The sequence below is a fragment of the Streptomyces sp. NPDC104761 genome (genome assembly GCF_055583445.1).
Map to the genome: position 1 here is coordinate 51,182 of NZ_JBVJNZ010000003.1, position 18,553 is coordinate 69,734.

17 protein-coding genes and 2 pseudogenes are annotated in these 18,553 nt (G+C 69.5%); 7 read left to right on the forward strand and 12 right to left on the reverse strand.

Annotation, left to right across the window (positions count from 1 at the left end; translation table 11 throughout):
* Positions 1-307: 307 nt before the first annotated feature.
* From ACZ63F_RS09985 to ACZ63F_RS09995, 3 genes are all read right to left on the reverse strand, one after another.
* Positions 308-1,024, reverse strand: a complete 717-nt coding sequence (locus ACZ63F_RS09985) for a ParA family protein (protein ID WP_469709990.1) — start codon at positions 1,022-1,024, stop codon at positions 308-310.
* A 167-nt stretch (positions 1,025-1,191) separates the two neighbouring features.
* On the reverse strand, positions 1,192-1,764 hold the full coding sequence (locus tag ACZ63F_RS09990; protein WP_469709991.1) for a helix-turn-helix domain-containing protein: 573 nt from the start codon (positions 1,762-1,764) through the stop codon (positions 1,192-1,194).
* Positions 1,761-3,092: a helix-turn-helix domain-containing protein gene (locus ACZ63F_RS09995; protein WP_469709992.1), complete on the reverse strand. Its 1,332-nt coding sequence runs from the start codon at positions 3,090-3,092 to the stop codon at positions 1,761-1,763. The genes ACZ63F_RS09990 and ACZ63F_RS09995 overlap by 4 nt, the downstream gene beginning before the upstream one ends.
* A 756-nt stretch (positions 3,093-3,848) precedes the next feature.
* On the opposite strand from ACZ63F_RS09995, the gene ACZ63F_RS10000 reads away from it, so the two are divergent.
* From ACZ63F_RS10000 to ACZ63F_RS10010, 3 genes and pseudogenes are all read left to right on the forward strand, one after another.
* Positions 3,849-4,010: a hypothetical protein gene (locus ACZ63F_RS10000; protein WP_469709993.1), complete on the forward strand. Its 162-nt coding sequence runs from the start codon at positions 3,849-3,851 to the stop codon at positions 4,008-4,010.
* Between the two features lie 133 nt (positions 4,011-4,143).
* Positions 4,144-4,344: pseudogene (locus ACZ63F_RS10005) on the forward strand (ATP-binding protein); the annotation flags it as partial.
* A gap of 623 nt (positions 4,345-4,967) precedes the next feature.
* Entirely contained in the window at positions 4,968-5,429 is a 462-nt protein-coding gene (locus ACZ63F_RS10010) for a hypothetical protein (protein WP_469709994.1), read from the forward strand.
* A 238-nt stretch (positions 5,430-5,667) separates the two neighbouring features.
* Here the strand turns inward: ACZ63F_RS10010 and ACZ63F_RS10015 are convergent, their stop codons facing one another.
* The 3 genes from ACZ63F_RS10015 to ACZ63F_RS10025 form a co-directional block, all read right to left on the reverse strand.
* Positions 5,668-5,925 carry a Txe/YoeB family addiction module toxin gene (locus tag ACZ63F_RS10015; protein WP_294010994.1) on the reverse strand — a complete coding sequence of 86 codons (258 nt, stop codon included), beginning with the start codon at positions 5,923-5,925 and terminating at the stop codon, positions 5,668-5,670.
* Positions 5,922-6,194 (reverse strand): type II toxin-antitoxin system Phd/YefM family antitoxin, encoded by a 273-nt coding sequence (locus ACZ63F_RS10020; RefSeq protein ID WP_067040800.1) that lies wholly within the window; start codon positions 6,192-6,194, stop codon positions 5,922-5,924. Before ACZ63F_RS10020 ends, ACZ63F_RS10015 begins: the two co-directional genes overlap by 4 nt.
* A gap of 159 nt (positions 6,195-6,353) precedes the next feature.
* Positions 6,354-7,013 (reverse strand): DUF6879 family protein, encoded by a 660-nt coding sequence (locus ACZ63F_RS10025; RefSeq protein WP_469709995.1) that lies wholly within the window; start codon positions 7,011-7,013, stop codon positions 6,354-6,356.
* Between ACZ63F_RS10025 and ACZ63F_RS10030 the strand changes: the two are divergent.
* Positions 6,894-7,212, forward strand: a pseudogene (locus ACZ63F_RS10030) (tetratricopeptide repeat protein); the annotation flags it as partial. The gene ACZ63F_RS10025 and the pseudogene ACZ63F_RS10030 sit on opposite strands and share 120 nt — an antisense overlap.
* A 475-nt stretch (positions 7,213-7,687) precedes the next feature.
* Entirely contained in the window at positions 7,688-8,896 is a 1,209-nt protein-coding gene (locus ACZ63F_RS10035) for a PP2C family protein-serine/threonine phosphatase (protein WP_469709996.1), read from the forward strand.
* 20 nt (positions 8,897-8,916) lie between these two features.
* On the opposite strand, the gene ACZ63F_RS10040 is transcribed toward ACZ63F_RS10035, so the two are convergent.
* From ACZ63F_RS10040 to ACZ63F_RS10050, 3 genes are all read right to left on the reverse strand, one after another.
* Entirely contained in the window at positions 8,917-9,666 is a 750-nt protein-coding gene (locus tag ACZ63F_RS10040; RefSeq protein WP_469709997.1) for an SDR family oxidoreductase, read from the reverse strand.
* Positions 9,667-9,947: 281 nt separating this feature from the next.
* Positions 9,948-10,970: an LLM class flavin-dependent oxidoreductase gene (locus tag ACZ63F_RS10045; RefSeq protein ID WP_469709998.1), complete on the reverse strand. Its 1,023-nt coding sequence runs from the start codon at positions 10,968-10,970 to the stop codon at positions 9,948-9,950.
* A gap of 126 nt (positions 10,971-11,096) precedes the next feature.
* Positions 11,097-11,495 carry a MarR family winged helix-turn-helix transcriptional regulator gene (locus ACZ63F_RS10050; protein WP_469710509.1) on the reverse strand — a complete coding sequence of 133 codons (399 nt, stop codon included), beginning with the start codon at positions 11,493-11,495 and terminating at the stop codon, positions 11,097-11,099.
* 345 nt (positions 11,496-11,840) lie between these two features.
* Here ACZ63F_RS10050 and ACZ63F_RS10055 point away from each other — a divergent pair, with 345 nt between their 5' ends.
* Positions 11,841-12,746 carry an NADP-dependent oxidoreductase gene (locus ACZ63F_RS10055; protein WP_469709999.1) on the forward strand — a complete coding sequence of 302 codons (906 nt, stop codon included), beginning with the start codon at positions 11,841-11,843 and terminating at the stop codon, positions 12,744-12,746.
* 142 nt (positions 12,747-12,888) lie between these two features.
* Here the strand turns inward: ACZ63F_RS10055 and ACZ63F_RS10060 are convergent, their stop codons facing one another.
* The 3 genes from ACZ63F_RS10060 to ACZ63F_RS10070 form a co-directional block, all read right to left on the reverse strand.
* Positions 12,889-13,527, reverse strand: coding sequence for a DUF6518 family protein (locus ACZ63F_RS10060; RefSeq protein WP_469710000.1), 639 nt, complete (start codon positions 13,525-13,527; stop codon positions 12,889-12,891).
* A 164-nt stretch (positions 13,528-13,691) separates the two neighbouring features.
* Positions 13,692-14,381 (reverse strand): DUF4142 domain-containing protein, encoded by a 690-nt coding sequence (locus ACZ63F_RS10065; RefSeq protein WP_469710511.1) that lies wholly within the window; start codon positions 14,379-14,381, stop codon positions 13,692-13,694.
* A 474-nt stretch (positions 14,382-14,855) separates the two neighbouring features.
* Positions 14,856-15,530, reverse strand: coding sequence for a hypothetical protein (locus ACZ63F_RS10070; protein ID WP_469710001.1), 675 nt, complete (start codon positions 15,528-15,530; stop codon positions 14,856-14,858).
* A gap of 290 nt (positions 15,531-15,820) precedes the next feature.
* Here ACZ63F_RS10070 and ACZ63F_RS10075 point away from each other — a divergent pair, with 290 nt between their 5' ends.
* A complete protein-coding gene (locus tag ACZ63F_RS10075) occupies positions 15,821-18,151 on the forward strand; it encodes an FdhF/YdeP family oxidoreductase (protein WP_469710513.1) in 2,331 nt (776 codons plus the stop codon).
* Positions 18,152-18,553: the final 402 nt, after the last annotated feature.

The following is an 18,553-nucleotide window of genomic DNA, read 5'->3' on the forward strand; positions in this document are numbered from 1 at the left end:
CTTGCGGCCGGCTCCCCCACGGAGCCGCTCGGCGCCTGGGCAGTCGGTTGGGCGGAGGCCTGTGCCACTTCGGGCACCGCCTCGGTCCGGCTGTGCGCCGATGCCTCGGCGGGAACGGCGGAAGGTACGGGCTGAGCCTGCGGCTCGCTGGCAGAGGGATGGCCTTCGTCCTGGGCCGCGGCCTGTTCGGCGGCGTACTGCGCGGGGGTGAGCTCGGCGGTCGGGGGAGGGGGCGGAGGAGTCGTCTTCTTGGCCCCGCCGCCGAGGGTGCGACCAGTGCGGCGGGCCGGGGGCTTCATACGTTCGGTCATGCTGCGGTCAGCTCCTTCATCAGCTTGGCGTACTCGCTCAGCTCGGTGGGGATCTCGCCGAAGGCCTCCATGTAGTGCACCCAGGAGTGGATGGTGGTCTCGGCGAGTGGGAACGCCTCGTCGCGGTCCAGGCCGATGCCCTCGCCCTCGGCGGGGTCGAGCAGTTGGTCCTTTGCCCGGCCCGGCAGGCTGGTGCGGTCGTCGGCCTTGACCATGACGACGTGGGCGGTGACGCCGTGTTCGTTGCGTGCGGCGGCGCGTTCGGCCTCGTCGAAGGTGGCCACGAGCTTGCGGCGCTCGATCTTGGTGGGGGCGACCGGGACGAGCAGCAGGTTCGCCTCGGTGACAGCCTCGTGGAAGATCCGGGCGCTGCCGCCGCCGGCGTCGACCACGATCGCGCCGAACTCGGCGCGCTTGACTCGGATGTACTCGGCGATGTCGTCGAACGGGTACCGCTCGACAACCAGGTTCTCGGGAATCTCGAAGCCGGCGGCCTGGGCGACCTTGAACCAGTCGTAGGCGGACTGACTGGTCGCGTCGGCGTCCAGCAGCAACGTGGGCAGGCCAAGGACGACGGCGTAGTAGAGGGCGATGAACCAGGCCGAAGTGGTCTTGCCGGTACCGCCCTTGAGCATGCCGACGACGATCACGAACGCGTCCCAGACGTGTTCTGTGGCTGCGGCCAGGGTCTTGTGACGGGTGTTCTCGTTCACGTGTGCTTGATCTCCTGAAGGGGGAAGGGACGTTGTTTTGTGTGCACGGTTCGGCACGCGGGCCGACGACGGGGGTGCCCGTGCTGTCCTGTCGCGGCCGGAGTGGCGAGCGGTCGCCTTCTTGATCTGCCAGGCACCGCGGGGGACACCTGCGAGGGCGGCGGCGTTCATGAGCGCTTCGTGGTGTCGTGGGCCGGGCCGTGGTGGTGCTGGGGCCGCATGCGGGTGCCTGCTTGGTGCAGGAGCCGGTAGACGGTGGCGACGGAGTAGCTGTGCTCCCTGGCGAGGTCCGGGACCGTGGCTCCGGCCTCGTACCGGACCCGTAGGGACAGCGCGACCTTGTACCGTTCGGCGGCCCGCGCTGCGGCACGCACCCGCTGCGTCTGCTGGGTGGTGCGCACGGTGCCGCCGGCTTCGATCAGCAGGCGCCGGGCACCGCGCCTCGTCTCTCCTGCTGCCGTGGCGAGTTCGGTGAGGGTTGCGCCGTGCTGCTCATACAGGGTGCGCAGGTGGGCGGCGAGGCGGCGGCGGGCTTGGGGGTTTTGCCGCAGCCGGCGGGTCTGCCAGGAGGTGCGCATCTCGGTCCCGGCGTCGTGCAGCCGGTTGAGGACCGTGCCGTACGACAGCCCACTGGTGGCGACGAGTTCGTCGACCGTGGCACCGGACTCGTACTGCTTACGCAGGGACTCGGGCGTCACCGCTTCGCTCGCGCCAGGCGTGGCCGGGGGATTTGGCTTCATGCGACGGACTCCCATTCGCTGAGGGCTTCGGCATGGGCGGCGGCCAGCTCGTCGTAACTGCGCTGGTCGGATGGGGTGATGAGGATCAGTCGGCCGTCGGTGGCCACCCGCCAGTCGGCGGCCGGACGGCCGGTGAGCGGGTCGAGGACGCGCCCGTGCGGGGCGTGCCACGTGGGCGGGATCTCATCGGGGCGCGGCATGGGTACCAGGACTTGACGGCCGTCGCGGACGATCACCACGGCCCTGCGGCGGTGCTCCGCAAACCGGTCCAGTGCCTCCTGGTAGGCCGCACGCTCGGCCGCGTGCAGTGCCTTGCGCTGGGCTGCGATGCCCCAGGTGCCGTGTTGCTCGGCGATGTCGGCCCAGCCCTGTGCCTCCGTGTGGCCGTTGCCAGCGTCGTCCGGGAGGTGGATACCGAAACCCTCCAGGGCACGCGGTGTGAGGACCCAGGTCTCTCCGGTGTGCTGGACGAGACCGTGGTCGGCGAGGCAATTCAGGGTCCGGTAGGTGGTGGCGCGGGAGACCGAAGAAGTACCGACGAGCTCGGCAACGGTCTGGTCGGGGCGCAGGTGCAGGGCACTGATGATCAGGAGAGCGGCGCTGCCGAGGGCGTGGTGGGCGAAGGCGTCGTGGCCCATCAGGTGGCTGAGGACGGTGGAGTCGATGTCGGCCGTCGTGGCCGTCTCAGGGGTGGTCCACTCCTCAAGTGCCGGGTCGGGGGGGAACTGAGTGGACCGGAAACGAGACAGCAGAGCGTGGTCGCCGTGTCCGGGGATGGTGCCGTCGCCCAGGTACCAGGTGGAGCCCTCTTGGCCGTGACCGGCTCGCAGGCGGCGAAGCCAACCTCCCGGCTTCAGGACCGTCTCGTAGACGGCCCGCAGTGTCGTGCGGGAGATTCCGGCTTCCTCCGCGGTCTGCCGCTCACTGGCGTGGTGCAGGGGGCCGCCCGCGATCTCGGCGAAGTTCAGGTGCGCCCGCAGCACCCGCAGCGCGGTCCGGCCCCGTTCCCCGCGCCACGGTGTCGTTTCGATCCGGTCGCGCAGTGCGGCGAGGACCTCGTACGCCTCGTGCCGGGAGCCCAGTGCGATGGTGGTGCTGATTGCGTCCGAGGCGCTGGCCCACACCCGGCGGATGTAGTCCAGGGCGCGCGACTGCCCGGATCGCAGCGCGATGTGCCGGGTGTGCCGTCCGCCTTCGTGGTCGGGGTGCAGCAGGAGCTGCGTGAGCTGGTCGACGCTGCCGCCGGCGCGGGCGACATGGCAGGCGATGGCCGCAGTGATGCGGTGACCGTGCTCGGCCGCGCCCTGACGGTCCGCGCGCAGGACCACGCTCCGGCGGTCGGAGCCGAGCCTGCTGTAGCTTCCCGCCGCGTAGCGGCCGGTGAGGTCTCCGAGCAGAACCAGGTCAGCCGCAGCCGGAGACAGCCGGTGAAGCCCCAGTCGCTCGCTAGGGTGAATGGGTCGTTGGGATGGGTCTGCCTGGTGGGTGTGGTGTGGCACTGTGGGGTCGTCTCGCAAGGACGTGGACGCCACTCAGGCCCGCTAAAACCACGGGTGGTGTCCGGAACCGACCTCCAATCGGTGCCAAGCGAAGCCTCCAGGATTGCCGTCCTGGAGGCCTTCGTATGCCTGGCCCCGCATCAGAGGCAGGCGTCCCCATCACAGCTCGACCGAGAACGACTCGGAGGGCCGCCAGAGGAGTCCTCACCGGTTCGACACGGTCCTGACCTCGGCTGATTCGGGGCCAAGCAGAGGGCGATTGCCTCTGGCTGGCTCCGAGCAGCTCGGGTCGAACCCGGGTCGAATCAGAGCGGTTTCCTCTGACTGCCTCCGATCGCCTCTGCAACCCGTCCTAGCAGGTCACAACCGATACGGCTCGCAAAAGCGCAGGTCACAAGGGTGCTCAGGAATACCCGGCGTACAGCCCGACTCGTCTGCCTTCACTTTCCTTCCGCAGGTTGGGTTCGCCGACGTCGACCTTTTTTGCGTGAAGTCCGGTTCGGTGCCGGAGCGTGCAACCTCTTGTACCGGGCAGAGTTGGACGGCGCATACGGTCGACGGCACCACGGAGGACCGGCGGGCAACGTGGAGTCACGCATCCTGAGCGCACACCCGGATGCACTGGGCCTCAACGCGTTCATGGCCTCGGTGGGCGATGCCGCGTTCCCCGGCGGCCGCGCCCGAAGACTTCCGGAGGCCCAACTCACCGAGCTCGCCGAGAGCTGCGCACCGGGTCGCCGTCACTGACCACTGCCAGTACCGCCAGGTACTCTCAGACACACGTCAACGCGGCCCGACGGGCTTCCGCTCCACGCCGGTGGAGTCTCGAAGGACATGCCCCCACCCGCACGAGTCTTTTCGTGCTGCCTGGGGGAAGTCCTTGCTGTTCCGTGCGTCCGCGAAAATGGTCGCCGTCATGGCACTCGACGGTTCGCTGTTCCTGCACCTCACCGACAATTTCGTCCACATGCACGGCTATCGGCCCGGCACCTCGGAGGCGCGTTCCTGGGAGCGCAGCATCCCCGTCCTTGCCGCCGCACTCAACGACGCCGGACTGGGCGACGTGGAGGTCATGCTGGATCAAGAGTCCGGTACGTCGAACAAGGGCTCCTGCGCGGTGGGCAGGGAGTACGACGTCACGCTGGGCCTGGGTCTTCGAGCTGCGGTTACGCACACGTGGAGTACAAGCGGCTTCGGGGTTGAGGCGGACGGCGGCGTTCCTGTCCGGCACGGGGATGAGCGGCCCCGCAGGGGCACCGGTGCGCGTGGCCATGGGCGGCGTTCGTTTGCCGAGTGGTGTCGGCCCGGCCCACAGCGGCGACGCGGTCGCAGCCGAACGCAACGTCAACCGACTGCCGGTGTGGGACAACGATGCGGGGCGCCCCTGCCCGGCCAGGGCCCACCCCGAAGTAGCGCAGCTTTCATGAGTACATAAGCTTCACGCAGCATTCATGCTCTCCGCTACTTCTTCATATCTCTCGGGGGACGATCTCTGTGCTCAACCGGAAATGCTTCGCCGCGCTTGGCGTGGCTGCCATGTCCGTGGCGCTCGCTGCCTGCAGCAGCAGTACGACGCCCACGGCTGCGAAGCCTTCCGCGCCGAACAGCTCCGCCGTGTCCAGCCCCGCATCTTCCTCTTCGACTCCCGAGGCAGCGCTTCTCACAAAGGGTCAGCTCACGTCCGCTCTGCTGTCGCTGTCCCAGATGCCTGCCGGCTGGTCGACGGACAGCAGCACCAGCACAGGCGACAAGACCTTCTGCGACTACCGTCAGCCGCACAAGCCGCAGATCCAGGTCTCCCGCACCTTCCAGAAGGGCGGAGGGTTCACCGCCACGGTTGCCACTGCCGGCATTCGGCAGTACGCGAGCGTGAGCGATGCCGCCGAGTCGTTCACCGCGATGGCGAAGGCGCTCGAGGGCTGTCACCAGGAGACCTACCAGGGGTCGGTGCTGAAGTACTCGCCTATGAGCGTGGACAAGCTCGGCGACCGGTCCCTTGGCGTACGCATCGACAGCGACGGCACCACGTTGCTCCAGCAGTTCACCCTCGACGGGCCCACCCTGATCAACGTGGGGACCGGCGGCCTCACGGACGCGGATGCCGATACTGCCACCAAACTTCTGCGTGATCAGGTCGACCGGTACGAGGCCGCAGCCCGTAAGTAGGGCAGGCTGCGCGAGCGGCCCGGCCGGGGATCGCGGTTGTCCTCCTGGCACTAGATCATGACGGGCCCATGGCTTCCGCCCGGTGTGTGTCGAACTCGGGCAGGGTGTCGGGGGTGAGGCGGGCGACAGCGGCACGGAGAGCGGCCGGGTTCCTGTCGCGTGATGGCGTGCGGCGTGCTCCGCACCCCGTCCGGCGGATGACGTGGCAGGGTGTTGACCGCAGGGGCGAGCGGTGGCCTCAGTAGTGGTAGCGGGCCTTGAGAATCTTGACTTCCTTCTCGTCCACCCGGTAAACGAGCCGGTGCTCGTCGTCGATCCGGCGTGACCAGTAGCCCGACAGGTCACCCTTCAGGGGTTCCGGCTTGCCGATGCCCGTGAAGGGGGTGCGCTGGATCTCGCCGATCAGCCGTGTGATCCTGCGGGCCATGGCACGGTCCGAGCCGAGCCAGAACAGGAAGTCCTCCCATCCGGCCGGGTCGAAGTGGACGCTCCTCACCCGTCACCCGCCAGCTCTTCCAGCTCCGCCATGGTCCTGGTGACCACGGCCTCGCCGGCCCTGTCCCGTGCGACGGCTTCCATGAGGCTGCGCGCGTTGGCGGGGGAGCGCAGCAGGTAGACGGTCTCCTGCCAGGAGTCGTAGTCCTCGGCGGACATCAGTACCGCGTCGCCGCTCTTGGAGCTGATACGCACCGGGGTGTGGTCGTCGTTGACGCGCTTGATGAGGGGGAAGAGGTCCTTGCGGGCCTCGCTGGCGCTTATGGTCATCTGGCGGCACCTCTTTTCTGGTGGTACTCGAAAACGGTACCGCACTGGTACATGATTCTGGTACGAGTTATGGGCGCCGCGAACCTTGTTCCGGACGGCTTGAGCGTGAGGGGCGGACCGCGCACCTCTGTCTCGCTTCAGGCTCTCCCGCCTGGACGATCAGCACGAACCGGGAGAACCCGTCTGAGTGCCGGCCCCTTGGGGTGGGTCAAGCGGGGCGATCTTCTGGTCGAAGAAGTCGTGGAATCCCTCGGCGCGCTCGTACAGCGCGTCGTATCCGCGCGACGTCTCCCGGATCAGGGATCGGTCGGTGAAGCGGTTGGCGCCTGCCGCGTTCCCGTCATCGTCGTAGACCACCTCATACATCGCCACGTCCCCGAGGATCACCATCTCCGGAACCGGGCGGTCCTTCTCGATGTGCGAGATCTTGCGGACGTCGAGCACCCTGATGTCGTCGCCCACCTCCACGCGCACCCGCAGCACGTGAAACTCCCACGGCACGTAGGGCGTGACAGGGAACTTCACGACACGAAGGCGGCGATGCGGGATGCCGAGCCGCGCCGCATTCCGGAGTTCCTGCGCGTAGTCGTCGCGTCTTTCGCCGGCGAGGGACAACGCCCGCGTCTGGTCACCAGCCGCGAAAGCCTCCCAGCTGTCGAAGCCCCGCTCCTTGAAATGCTGCCCGCGTTCGAGTTGGTGGGCCTGCGCGCAGGCATGTTGGCCGTCGCGGCCGACCGAGGAGCGGGTGACGGCGAACTGCTGGCTGCCCGCAACGGCCTCCGTCCCGCAGCCGACCTCGTCTGGCAGTACCTCGACCAATCCGCCGAGTCTTGGATGCTGGTCCTCGACAACGCCGACGAGCCGGGGATCCTGCGCGACGGCAGCTGGCTGCGCACCAGCCCGCGCGGCACCGTCGTGGTGACCACCCGCAGAGCTGCCGCTCGCCGGTGGCCGGGCGCCGAACTGCAGCACATCGGTGTGCTGCCGAGAGAGGACGCCGACCTCGTCCTGCCCGATGTGGACCGCCGGGCCGTACGGGGGCTGAAGTTCTCCGCCGCTCTCCCGGAACGCCTCGCCGTAGCCACGGTGGCGGCCCGCTTGGCTGGCTTCGAGAGCGCCCACTCGGTGCTCGGTGAGCCAACGCGCTTTCAGTACGACGGCTGGATCTGAAAGGTACTTGTCAACGTAGGCACACAAGCGCTCTCGCTCTACGTTTGCGCAGGGCGCAGCGGTGCGGTGGCAAATCCCCGGCGTACACCACCCCGACACGTCTGCCGTTGACGGTCTCCGTCCAGTGAAGAAGGTACTGGGCGGGGCTGTTCTTGCCGGTCGAGGCGGCAGGAGGAAAGCCGTCCGGCGAGCCTCAGGACCCGGCACGTACACACCCGCGTTCCGTCTCCATGCGCATGCACGGGTGTGAGACGTGGGTCACAGCGGGGCCGTGTCTGGCGTGTCAGCGGGAAAACGGGTTCTCTACCGAGAAGGAGGCTGGTGTGTCACGCGATCGGATCGCCCTGGCGGAGGTGCTGGCGGCGGCGGAGGACGCTGCGCCGGTGCGCTCTCTCGATGTCGTGGCCCGCAATCTGCGCGAGCGGTTCGGTGCCCGATACGTGTCCTTCCTGTTCGTCGACGTCGTCGGCCGACGCCTGTTGCGGGTGAGCGAGGAAGCCGCCACGCCCCAGGAGCGTCGCGCCGAAGAGGTCCCGTTCGACGACAGCGTCTACGACGAGGTCCTGCGCGTACAGCAGACGGTGCGAATGCCGGAGGGTGAGCGCGGGTGCAGGGTGCTCACCCCCGTCACCAACCGCGGCGACGCCATCGGTGTCCTGGAGCTGTTCCTCTCCGAGGCCACCCGGGAAGTGCTGGAGCAGGTCGAAGAGGCCGCGCACGCGCTGGCGTACATCATCGTCACCGACCGCCGCTTCACCGACCTCTACCACTGGGGCAACCGCACGACCTCGGTCAGTCTGGCCGCCGAGATCCAGCGCCAGCTCCTGCCCTCGGCCCCTTCCTGCGAGGCCCCGGAGTTCGCGCTCGCCGGCGCGCTGGTCCCGGCCGCCGACATCGCCGGTGACACCTACGACTACACCCTCGACCACGACACCCTGCACCTGTCCGTCACCGACGCCATGGGCCACGACGTCAGCGCCGCACTCATGGCCACTCTCCTGGTCAACGCCTCCCGCGGCGCCCGCCGTGCCGGGTGCGACCTCGCCGAACAGGCCCGCCAGACCCACGAGGCCCTCCTCGCCCACGGCCGACAGACCTTCGCCACCGGCCAGTTGCTGCGCATCGCCCTGGACGGCACCAGCTCCCAGCTCGTCAACGCCGGCCACCCCTGGCCCCTGCGGCTGCGTGACGGCACGGTCGAGGAACTGCGTCTGGCGGTGAACCTGCCGTTCGGCGTCGCCACGCACAAGGGGCCGTACCTGGTGCAGGATCTCGACCTGCGCCCCGGTGACCGCCTCGTGCTGCACACCGACGGCATGCAGGAACGCCAGGCGAAGAAGGTCGACCTCCCCGGCCTCGTCCGTGACACCGCCGCCGAGCACCCGCGCGAGGTCGTGCGTACCCTGGCCACCGCGGTCACCGACGCCTGGGACGGCCACCCGCAGGACGACGCCACCGTCCTGTGCCTGGACTGGTACGGGCCCCAGGTCCGAAGACCGCTGCGCGAACGCCGCCGCCGACTCCCCGGGTGAGGGCCGGCCCGCGGACCCGACTACACCTGCTTGGCGCCGCCGTCGATGAAGATCTCGGTGCCGGTGATGAAACTGGACTGGCCGGTGGCGAGGAAGAGCGCCAGGTCGGCGACCTCCTCCGGCCGGCCCATGCGGCCCAGGGGCACGATGCCGGCGAGGGTCTCGCGCAGCTGCGCGGCCCCTGCCTCGTCGGCGGCGAGACCGTTGAGGCCGGGGGTGGTGATGGGGCCGGGCGAGATGGTGTTGACGCGGATGCCGCGCCCGGCCAGTTCGTTGGCCCAGGTGCGGGAGAAGGCGCGGATGGCGGCCTTGGAGGCGCCGTAGACACCGAAGGCCGGGTCGCCGGAGACGCCGGCGATGGAGCCCGTGAGGATCACTGAGGCGCCGTCCACCAGATGGGGGAGCGCCTTCTGGACGGTGAAGACGGTGCCCTTCACGTTGCTGTCGAAGGTGGTGTCGTAGTGCTCCTCGGTCAGTTGGTCGAGGGGGGCGAACTCGCCGCCGCCGGCGTTGGCGAACAGGACGTCGATCCGGTGTCCGGCGTCGGCGACGGTGGCGTAGAGCCGGTCGAGGTCGGCCAGGTTCGCGCTGTCGGCCTGTACCGGGGTGACGTTGCCGCCGATCTGCTCGGCGGCCTTGTCGAGGGTCTCCTTGCGGCGCCCCGTGATGTAGACGTGGGCGCCTTCCTGTGCGAAGCGCTGGGCCGTGGCCAGCCCGATGCCGCTGGTGCCGCCGGTGATGACGACCGTCTTGCCGTCCAGCTGTCCCATGATGTCGCTCCCGAATCCGTGGGGGCCTCCTCGGCTCCCGCTTTCTTTAACTTTCAATCACCCTAGGTGGCGGTAGATGATGTGTCAACCATCTAGGTGATACGTCACCTACTTGGTGATGCGTCGGCTCAGTGAGCCGTTGCGGCATGCGGCCGTGCGTGTGGGTGCTTCGTCGGCGTGTCCGGCTGCCGCATCACGCCAGGGGCGAAGATGCCGCCCGGGTCGGGCGCGTCCGCACCGGACGCTGCTTCCCTGGCGGCACCTGCCGTGGTGCTGGTCGGTCAGCGCCAGCCGAGTTCCGGCGCGACGTGCGTCAGGATGCTGCCGACGACATGCGCGTTGTAGTCGACGCCGAGCTGGTTGGGCACCGTGAGCAGCAGTGTGTCGGCGGCGGCGACGGCCTCGTCCTCGGCGAGCTGCTTGACGAGCACGTCGGGCTCGGCGGCGTAGGACCGGCCGAAGATGCTGCGGGTGCTGGGATCGATGTAGCCGATCTGGTCCTTCGAATCGCGGTCCCGGCCGAAGTAGGCGTGGTCCCGCTCGTCGACGAGCGGGAAGATGCTGCGGCTGACCGACACCCTGGGGGTGCGGGTGTGGCCCGCGGCGCGCCACGCCTCGTGGTACGCCTCGATCTGCTTGCGCTGCTGGACGTGGAGCGGCTCGCCGCTCTCGTCGTCCTTGAGGGTCGAGCTCTGCAGGTTCATCCCGAGCCCCGCGGCCCAGGCCGCGGTGGCGTTCGAGCCGGAACCCCACCAGATCCGGTCCCGCAGCCCCTCGGAGTGCGGTTCGATGCGCAGCAGGCCCGGCGGGTTGGCGAACATCGGCCGGGGGTCGGGCTTGGCGAATCCCTCACCCCTGAGCACGTCGAGCAGTTCCTCGGTGTGGGCGCGGGCGAGGTCGGCGTCGGTCCCGCCCTCCGGCGGCCGGTAACCGAAGTGCCGCCAGCCGTCGACGACCTGTTCCGGTGAGCCCCGGCTGAGGCCGAGCTGGAGCCGGCCGCCCGAGATCAGGTCGGCCGCGCCCGCGTCCTCCGCCATGTACAGGGGGTTCTCGTAGCGCATGTCGATCACACCGGTGCCGATCTCGATCTGGCTGGTGCGCGCGCCGATCGCCGCGAGCAGGGGGAACGGGGAGGCGTGCTGGCGGGCGAAGTGGTGGACGCGGAAGTAGGCGCCGTCCGCACCCAGCTCCTCCGCGGCGACCGCCAGGTCGATCGCCTGCAGCAGGGAGTCCGAGGCGGAGCGCGTCTGCGAGTGCGGCGATGGCGTCCAGTGCCCGAAGGACAGGAACCCGATCTTTTTCATGCCGCTTTCAACAAACAGCGCACGTGTTCATTCCGCTGTGTCCCGTGTGTCCCGGTGGCCGGGGCGGGCGCAGGACTGCCGGCGGCCGCCGGAGACTGGGTGGCGGCCGATGTCCTGCTGCGTGAACTATGTGGCGTCGATCTTCTCGATGACCGTGTCGGTGATCTCCGCGAGCAGCGTGATCTGGCCGGGCGAGAGGTGGTCGAGGAAGAGGCGCCGGACGTCCTTGACGTGCTGGGGCGCGGCGGCTTCCAGGGCGGCGCGGCCGGCCGGGGTGACCGTCATGTACGCACCGCGTCCGTCGTCGATGCACTCCTCCCGGGCGACCAGGCCGCGCTTCGCCATGCGTGCGAGCTGGTGCGAAACCCGGCTCTTCTCCCACCCGAGCACTTTCGCGAGTTCCAGCACGCGCAGTCGGTCGCCGGGCGCCCGGGTCAGCTCGGCGAGCACGGGATAGTCGGTCGCGGACAGCCCGAACTCGCTCTGCAGCGTCCGCCCGGCCTGATGGACCAGTAGGTCGTGCATGCGCAGCATGCCGCGCCAGGCTCGTTCCTCGACGGGGTCCAGCCAGCGGGGTGCTTCCTCCTCCATGACCCCACTTTAGGAGAAGGTTGACCCTTCCACCATCTTGCTCCCAAGCCCCGGATGGCTGCTCGTTCCCGGGCGACCGTGCCGTCAGAGCCTCGGGCCGGCGGCCGCGTCGCGCGCCGACGTTGCCCCCACGTCGCGGAGTCCGGTCCATGTCTGCCGGTCCGAGGGAGCCCGGTCGGGTCCGCTTCGGGGGGTGCAGTCCAGGAAGATATGTGATACATCAACTACATGCATCGCGTGGATCAGACGCGAACGTGGCAACGAAGGGGGCGAGTCGTCATGTCGAACGCCGTCGTCATGACCGGGTACGGTCCGCCGGATGTCCTGAAGTGGACGGAGGTTCCCGTGCCGCAGCCCGGTGACGGGGAGATCCGGATCAGGGTCCGTGCCGCGGGGGTGGGCCCGACCGACCTGGACATCCGGTCCGGTCGCCTCAGGTTCCCCCTGCCTCCGCAGCCCGTGCTGGGTTACGAAGCGGCCGGTGTCGTCGACGCCGTCGGTCCCGGTGTCTCGGGCACGCGCGTGGGTGACGAGGTGGCCGCCGTGCTCTTCGGCCGCGGAGGCTACGCCGAGTACGTGGTGGCCTCGATCTGGACGCACAAGCCGGAGTCGGTGTCGTGGGTGGACGCCGCCGCGCTTCCGAGTTCGGTGGAGGCCGCGGCCGGCGTACTCCGGCAGCTGCGCGTCAAGAGCGGAGAGACGCTTCTGATTCTCGGCGGGGGCGGTTCGGTGGGCGTGATCGCGACGCAACTGGCGGTCGCCCGGGGCGTGCAGGTCATCAGTGCCGTGGGCGCGCGGGACGAGGAGCTGGCCAGGGAACTCGGAGCATCGCCGGTTCGGTACGGCTCCGGCCTCGTGGCCGCCGTCCGGGCCCTCGGATCCGTGGACGCCGTCTTCGACGCGGCCGGTAAGGGGGCGCTCGCCGACGCCGTGCAACTCGCCGGAGGACCGCAGCGTGTCATCACCCTGTCCGACCATGCGGCGCCCGACTACGGAGTCGTGCTCTCGGCGCCGACGGCGGACCGCGCTCCCGGCGCCCTGGACGAGGGCATGGCCATGCTGGCCGAGGGGCGGCTGCGCATGAAGGGCCGCAGGCCCATGCCGTTGCAGGAGGCCGCCGAGGCGCACCGCCTGCTGGAAAGCGGGGAAGTGCGGGACCGCGTCATCCTCACCCTCGACTCGTGATCAGACCGCGAGCTCTCGGCGCGGGCCTTCCGGTACGGCTGTGAAGGAGGCCCCCGCCTACGGCTGTGAAGGAGGCCCCCTCCTACGACTGTGAAGGCCGGCGGTGGGCCAGGGTCGCCGCAGGCCCTCGCAGCGGAGGACGTCAGACCGATCCGAGCAGGCCGTCGAGGATGCCCTTCTCGGCGAAGTAGAAGACGAGACCGCCCACGGGAGCCAGAACGGCGCACAGCCAGTAGCGCCGCACCCCGGCGCGCGCCAGGTAGGCGGTCAGCAGAGCGGTGAGCAGCGCACCGACGGACAGGAAGACGGCCGCGTCTCCCCGGTAATGGAGCCCCAGCCCGAACCAGAGCCCCTCGCCCAGCACCACCATCGTGACGACCGCCCCGGCCACCGCCCGTATGTCCCCCCGCCCTCGCCGTACCGTCCACCCCGCCCATCCCAGCAGCGGCCCTCCGGCAAGCCCCGCCACCGACCACACGGCGGCGGTTCCGAGCCCTCCGCTTCCGAAGGTGCCGCCGAGCGTGGACGCCGTGTAGTAGCCGCCGCAGGTGGCGAGCATCATCAACGCTCCGCCCCAGACGGCGAGTTGCCGACTCCGGATCAGGGCGCCGGCGGCGGCCGTCCAGATGATCCAGGTGGACGCCGAGTTGGTCGCCCGGTCCAGCAGGGGCGCCAGCCCGTGCAGGCCGTACGTCGCCCAGCCGAGCAGCAGCCCGAAGGTGGTGGTCGCGGCGAGGACGGTGACGGGAGCGTCGCGCCGGAAGGCGGTTGTGGAAGCCATGCCTCGGCACTATACATGCGAAGTATACGCTCAGTGTGTAGTTGTCGGTGTGGGCTCGGCCCGCGTACCCGAACCCGTGAGGGCGGTGCCGGCCGGACCGGGCGGCACCGCGAGGCGAGGTCGGCCGTCCGGCCGACGTGGCCGGCCCGGCTCGGTTCCCCTCCTCACCCCACCGTCGGGCTCGCCGACACCGTGCTGTTCGCCGGCGGTGTGAGGACGACCTGCGGCTGGTCCGCTACCGCGGGCGGCGGGGTCAGGTCCTGGGCCGGGAGGTTGGGAGAGGTGGTCTCCTGGGCGAGGGCCTGGCCGAAGTCGACCAGGCCGGTCTTCTCCACGAGCGTGATGTGGTCAAGGACGGTGGTGTTGGCCTGGTCGGCCAGCGCGCGGACCAGCGAGTTCCTCGTGGTGCTGCGGATGCTCGCGATCGTGGTGAGGAGCTGGCCGTTCGTCGCGCGCACGGTGGTGGCCAGGTCGGTGTCGAACTGCTTGCCTTTCTCGCCGTTCAGCCGGGACTCGAAGCTCTGCTGTTGGGGTGACGGTTGGTTGGGCAGCGTGATGCCCAGCTGACTGGCGACGTTGCGACAGGCCGCGTCCAACGAGGCAGCCCCGACGGCCAACTGCTCCCCGGCGTTCCTGACCGCCTTCGTCGTCCCTTTCTTCGACGCCTTCTGGCCGACGGGGTACTCCCACAGTCCGGCCGCGCGTACTTTGACCACGAAATCCCGGTCGGCTTCCGTCAGCGGTCCGGTCGCCGGGGTGGCGACGACCCGTTCGGGTGCGCTGCTGACCTTCTGGACTCCGAGCATGGCGGGGTAGAGGAGGGAGCCGAGGGTGAAGCTGAGCGCACCACCCACGAAGAGAGTTCCCGCCGCCTTCCGTGAAACGAGCACCGTGTCTCCTGATCCGGTTCATCGGATCCCGCACGCACAGACATACGGACGAGGGGGTTCCGTGGAACCTTTTGGGCTCGTCATGGATTCGTAAAGCGATCGGTGGGTCTGCCGCCCGGCGGCGCGAAGTAGGGCCGTTCGGCCCTATGGGCGGACCCAGGAAGGGACTGTCGGCCCCTGTCGGGGCCGGGTGCCGCACGGCCGATCATGTGGCGGCGACCGGGAAGGGCCAGGTCCATTCCCGCACTTCTGGTCCTTTCCGGCTCGTCGACGACACCGGACGAGAGGAGGACGCCGTTGGATCGACGCCGTTCGATCGAGCAGATGCGGCAGTCGGGGCCGACCGTGAACTCCACGGTCCCGACCTGGTGAGCGGAAGGCTGGAGCGGGAGTCCGTGCCGGTCTGACCACGGAGGGCGCCAAGGCAGCCGGAACGGGTCAGGAAGACGTGCGGACCGGTGCCACCGGATACCCCATCAGCTCGGCTTCCTTCGAGACGTCCGCGAAGGAGGCCAGGGGAGTCAGGCGGGCGGCGATCTCGGGCGTCAGTGGCCGCTCCTCGAAGACATGGCGGATGGCTTCGAGGTCGACGGGCCGCTCGTAGTAGTCCTCCGCGAACGACCGGAACGTCTCCGGACCGGGGTCCGTCAGCAGGCCGAGCATCCAGCCGGAGCCGTCGGGGTCCGGGTGACCACCGGGGAAGTCGATGCGGCCGGCGTGCCATTCGAGGTCGCCTGTGCCACGCCACAGGCAGAAGGTGACACTGGGTACGCCGTCGTCCGTGAAGGCAGGCTCGTCGATCTGTGCGGCGAAGACCTCAGGAACCGAGTCGAGGACCCCGGGCCAGACCGCGCCGTCGACGTACGGGCTCATCGGTGACTCGTGGTCGAATCCGCGTAGGTACGCGCCGGCGGGGGAGAAGACGACGTCATACTCGTCCCCACTCCCGTTTCGCATCGAGAAGACCTCCTCCGTCTCCGACCAGTGCGCGTCGTAGGAGTAGTACCGACAGCCCTCGGGATTCAACACGGCCTCGGCCATGGCGATGGAACGGCATACGCGCTGCAGGGTACGGATGTCCGGCAGCGTCGCGGCGGCGTCGTGAACGGTCATGAGCCCATTCAAGCCCGACCCTCTGACAGAGCCATGGTCACCAGCGCTCCCGCCGTACTCGATACACGAACCCTGGTTCCGTGAGCGGCGTGCGGGCGAGCCCGCTGATCCGCGCCCGCGACCCGCGCGAAGCGGGGCCGGGGCCGCAGGCCGGGGCTCCTCCCAGGTCGCCTCGCCTCCCCCCCACCACCCTGCCTAGCATGAGAAAGACGCCGCTGACCCCGGCGGTGTGCTCCCCGCGCCGGCGAAGGGTGAGAGCCGTGAGTACCTCACACGACGAGCAGAAGCGGATGCGGCCGGCGGATCCGGGACAGCAGGGGGCGGTCGAGGAGCGGGTGGGGCCCAGGGCCGACGGGGAGCCGTTCTTTCATCCGTATCACCATCCCGCCGCAGGCTGGGGCGCTGCCAAGAGCGTGAGCAAGTTCCTGGTGCGGGAGCGGGCGCTCGTCGAGGGGCCCCGGGCGATCATGAAGATGAACCACGAGAACGGGGGGTTCGACTGTCCCGGGTGTGCCTGGCCCGACGACACGAAGGGGCTGCGGCTCGATCTCTGTGAGAACGGGGTCAAGCACGTCACCTGGGAGATGACCCGGAAGCGGGTCGGGCGGGAGTTCTTCGCCGCGCACTCCGTCGGCGAGCTGGCCGAATGGAGTGACTTCGCGCTGGAGGACCAGGGGCGGCTCACCGAGCCGATGGTGTACGACCCCGACTCGGACCATTACGTGCCGATCCGCTGGCGGGACGCGTTCGACCTGGTCGGGCGGGCGTTGCGGGGGCTGGACGATCCGAATCAGGCGTCCTTCTACACCTCCGGGCGGCTCGGGAACGAGGCCACCTTCCTGTACCAGCTCCTGGCCCGCGAGCTGGGGACGAACAACCTCCCGGACTGCTCCAACATGTGTCACGAGGCCAGCGGGCGGGCCCTCGCCGCCTCGCTGGGGACCGGGAAGGGGACCGTCGATCTTCAGGACTGGGACGCCACCGACGCGCTCTTCATCATGGGCGTGAACGCCGCGTCGAACGCACCCCGCATGCTCACCGCCCTCGCCGCCGCCTACCAACGCGGCGCCCAGATCGTGCACGTCAACCCGCTGATCGAGGCGGCCTCACGGCGGACGATCATCCCGCACGACTTCGTGGACATGGCGGCCTGCCACTCCACCCGCACCGGCACCCTCAACCTCCAGGTGCGCGTCGGCGGTGACATGGCGCTGATGCGCGGGATCTCCAAGGCCGTACTCGACCAGGCCACGGCCGACCCCAAGTCACTCGACCAGGAGTTCATCGACCGGTACACGAGCGGGTTCGAGGACTACCGGAAGGTGTGCGAGGCCACCTCCTGGGAGGAGATCGAGCGGCAGTCCGGGGTCAGCCGCGCCGACATCCTCCGCGCCGCCCGGATCTACCGGGACGCCGACCGCTCCATCATCAGCTGGTGCCTCGGTGTCAGTCAGCACGAGCACGGGGTCGACACCGTGCGGGAGATCGTCAACGTGCTGTTGCTGCGCGGCAACCTCGGGCGGGAGGGTGCCGGCCCCTCGCCGGTGCGTGGGCACAGCAACGTGCAGGGCAACCGGACCTGCGGCATCGATCACCGGCCGACCAGCCAGTTCCTGGACCGGCTCGCCACGGTGTGCGAGATCGACCCGCCCCGGCAGCACGGGCTCGACACCGTCGGCACCATCCGGGCCATGCTCCGCGGCGACGTCAAGGTGTTCGTCGGCATGGGCGGCAACTTCGCCCTCGCCGCGCCCGACACCCGCGCCACCTACGAGGCGCTGCGCAACTGCGACCTCACCGTCCAGGTGAGCACCAAGCTCAACCGCAGCCACCTGGTGCACGGCCGGCAGGCGCTGATCCTGCCCTGCCTCGGCCGTACCGAGAAGGACCACCAGCGGTGCGGCATCCAGAGCACCTCGGTCGAGGACTCCATGAGCATGGTGCACCTGTCCGTGGGGATGAAGAAGCCGGCTTCCCCGCACCTGCTGTCCGAGCCCGCGGTCATCGCCGGGATCGCCCGCGCGGCGCTTCCCGGCAGCACCACGCCCTGGTCCTGGTACGTCGAGGACTACGACCGTATCCGCGACACCATGGCCCAGGTACTCGACGGCTTCGAGGACTTCAACCGGCGGGTACGGCTGCCGCTGGGCTTCCGGATCCGGCAGCCCGCGCGGGAACTGGTCTTCCGTACGGCCTCCGGGCTCGCCGAGTTCTCCTCGGCGCCGCTGCCCGACGTCGTACCCGCGCCGGGGACCCTGGCGCTCGGCACCATGCGCTCCCACGACCAGTGGAACACCACGATCTACTCCGACGACGACCGGTACCGGGGGATCAGGAACCTCCGCACCCTCGTCTTCATGAACGCGGCCGACATGCGGGAGCGGGGCATCGCGGAGTTCGACCCGGTGGACATCGAGAGCACGGCCAAGGACGGCAGCACACGGGTGCTCAACGGGTACCTCGCCGTTCCGTACGACCTGCCGCGCGGCTGTGCGGCCGGGTACATGCCCGAGATGAACGTGCTGATCGCCCTGTGCGACTACAGCGAACAGAGCGACCAGCCGTTGATGAAACACATCCGCGCGACGATCAGGCCGGCCACCGCCGCTGCCGCTTCTTGACGGGGCGTCAGTGTCCGGTCGCGCGCCGCGGCGAACCCAAGAGCCCGTCGAGGAGCGCCGGTTCCGCCGAGCGCCCGACGAGCCGACCGGGACCGGTGAGGCGTTCGCCGCTCGGACGTGCCGAAGGGGCGTGCGCCACACCGGCGGAGGGCGGGCGCGTACGCCCGAAAGGGCGACCGGCTCGTCCTGCGGGTACGGCACACGACACGGCCTCGTACAGTGGGCGCGGCGAGGGGGCGCTGCCGCCCATGTGTCACGTCCGATGCGGTCGTCGGTGTCATCGAACAGGCCACCGCCGCCGGTTGGGACACCTGCGGCCCGAGTCATGCCCGTGGGCCGTCCGGTGTGCGTACGCTGTTCACCGCGCGGAGCACATCGGCGTCCCCGCGCGGAGCACATCGA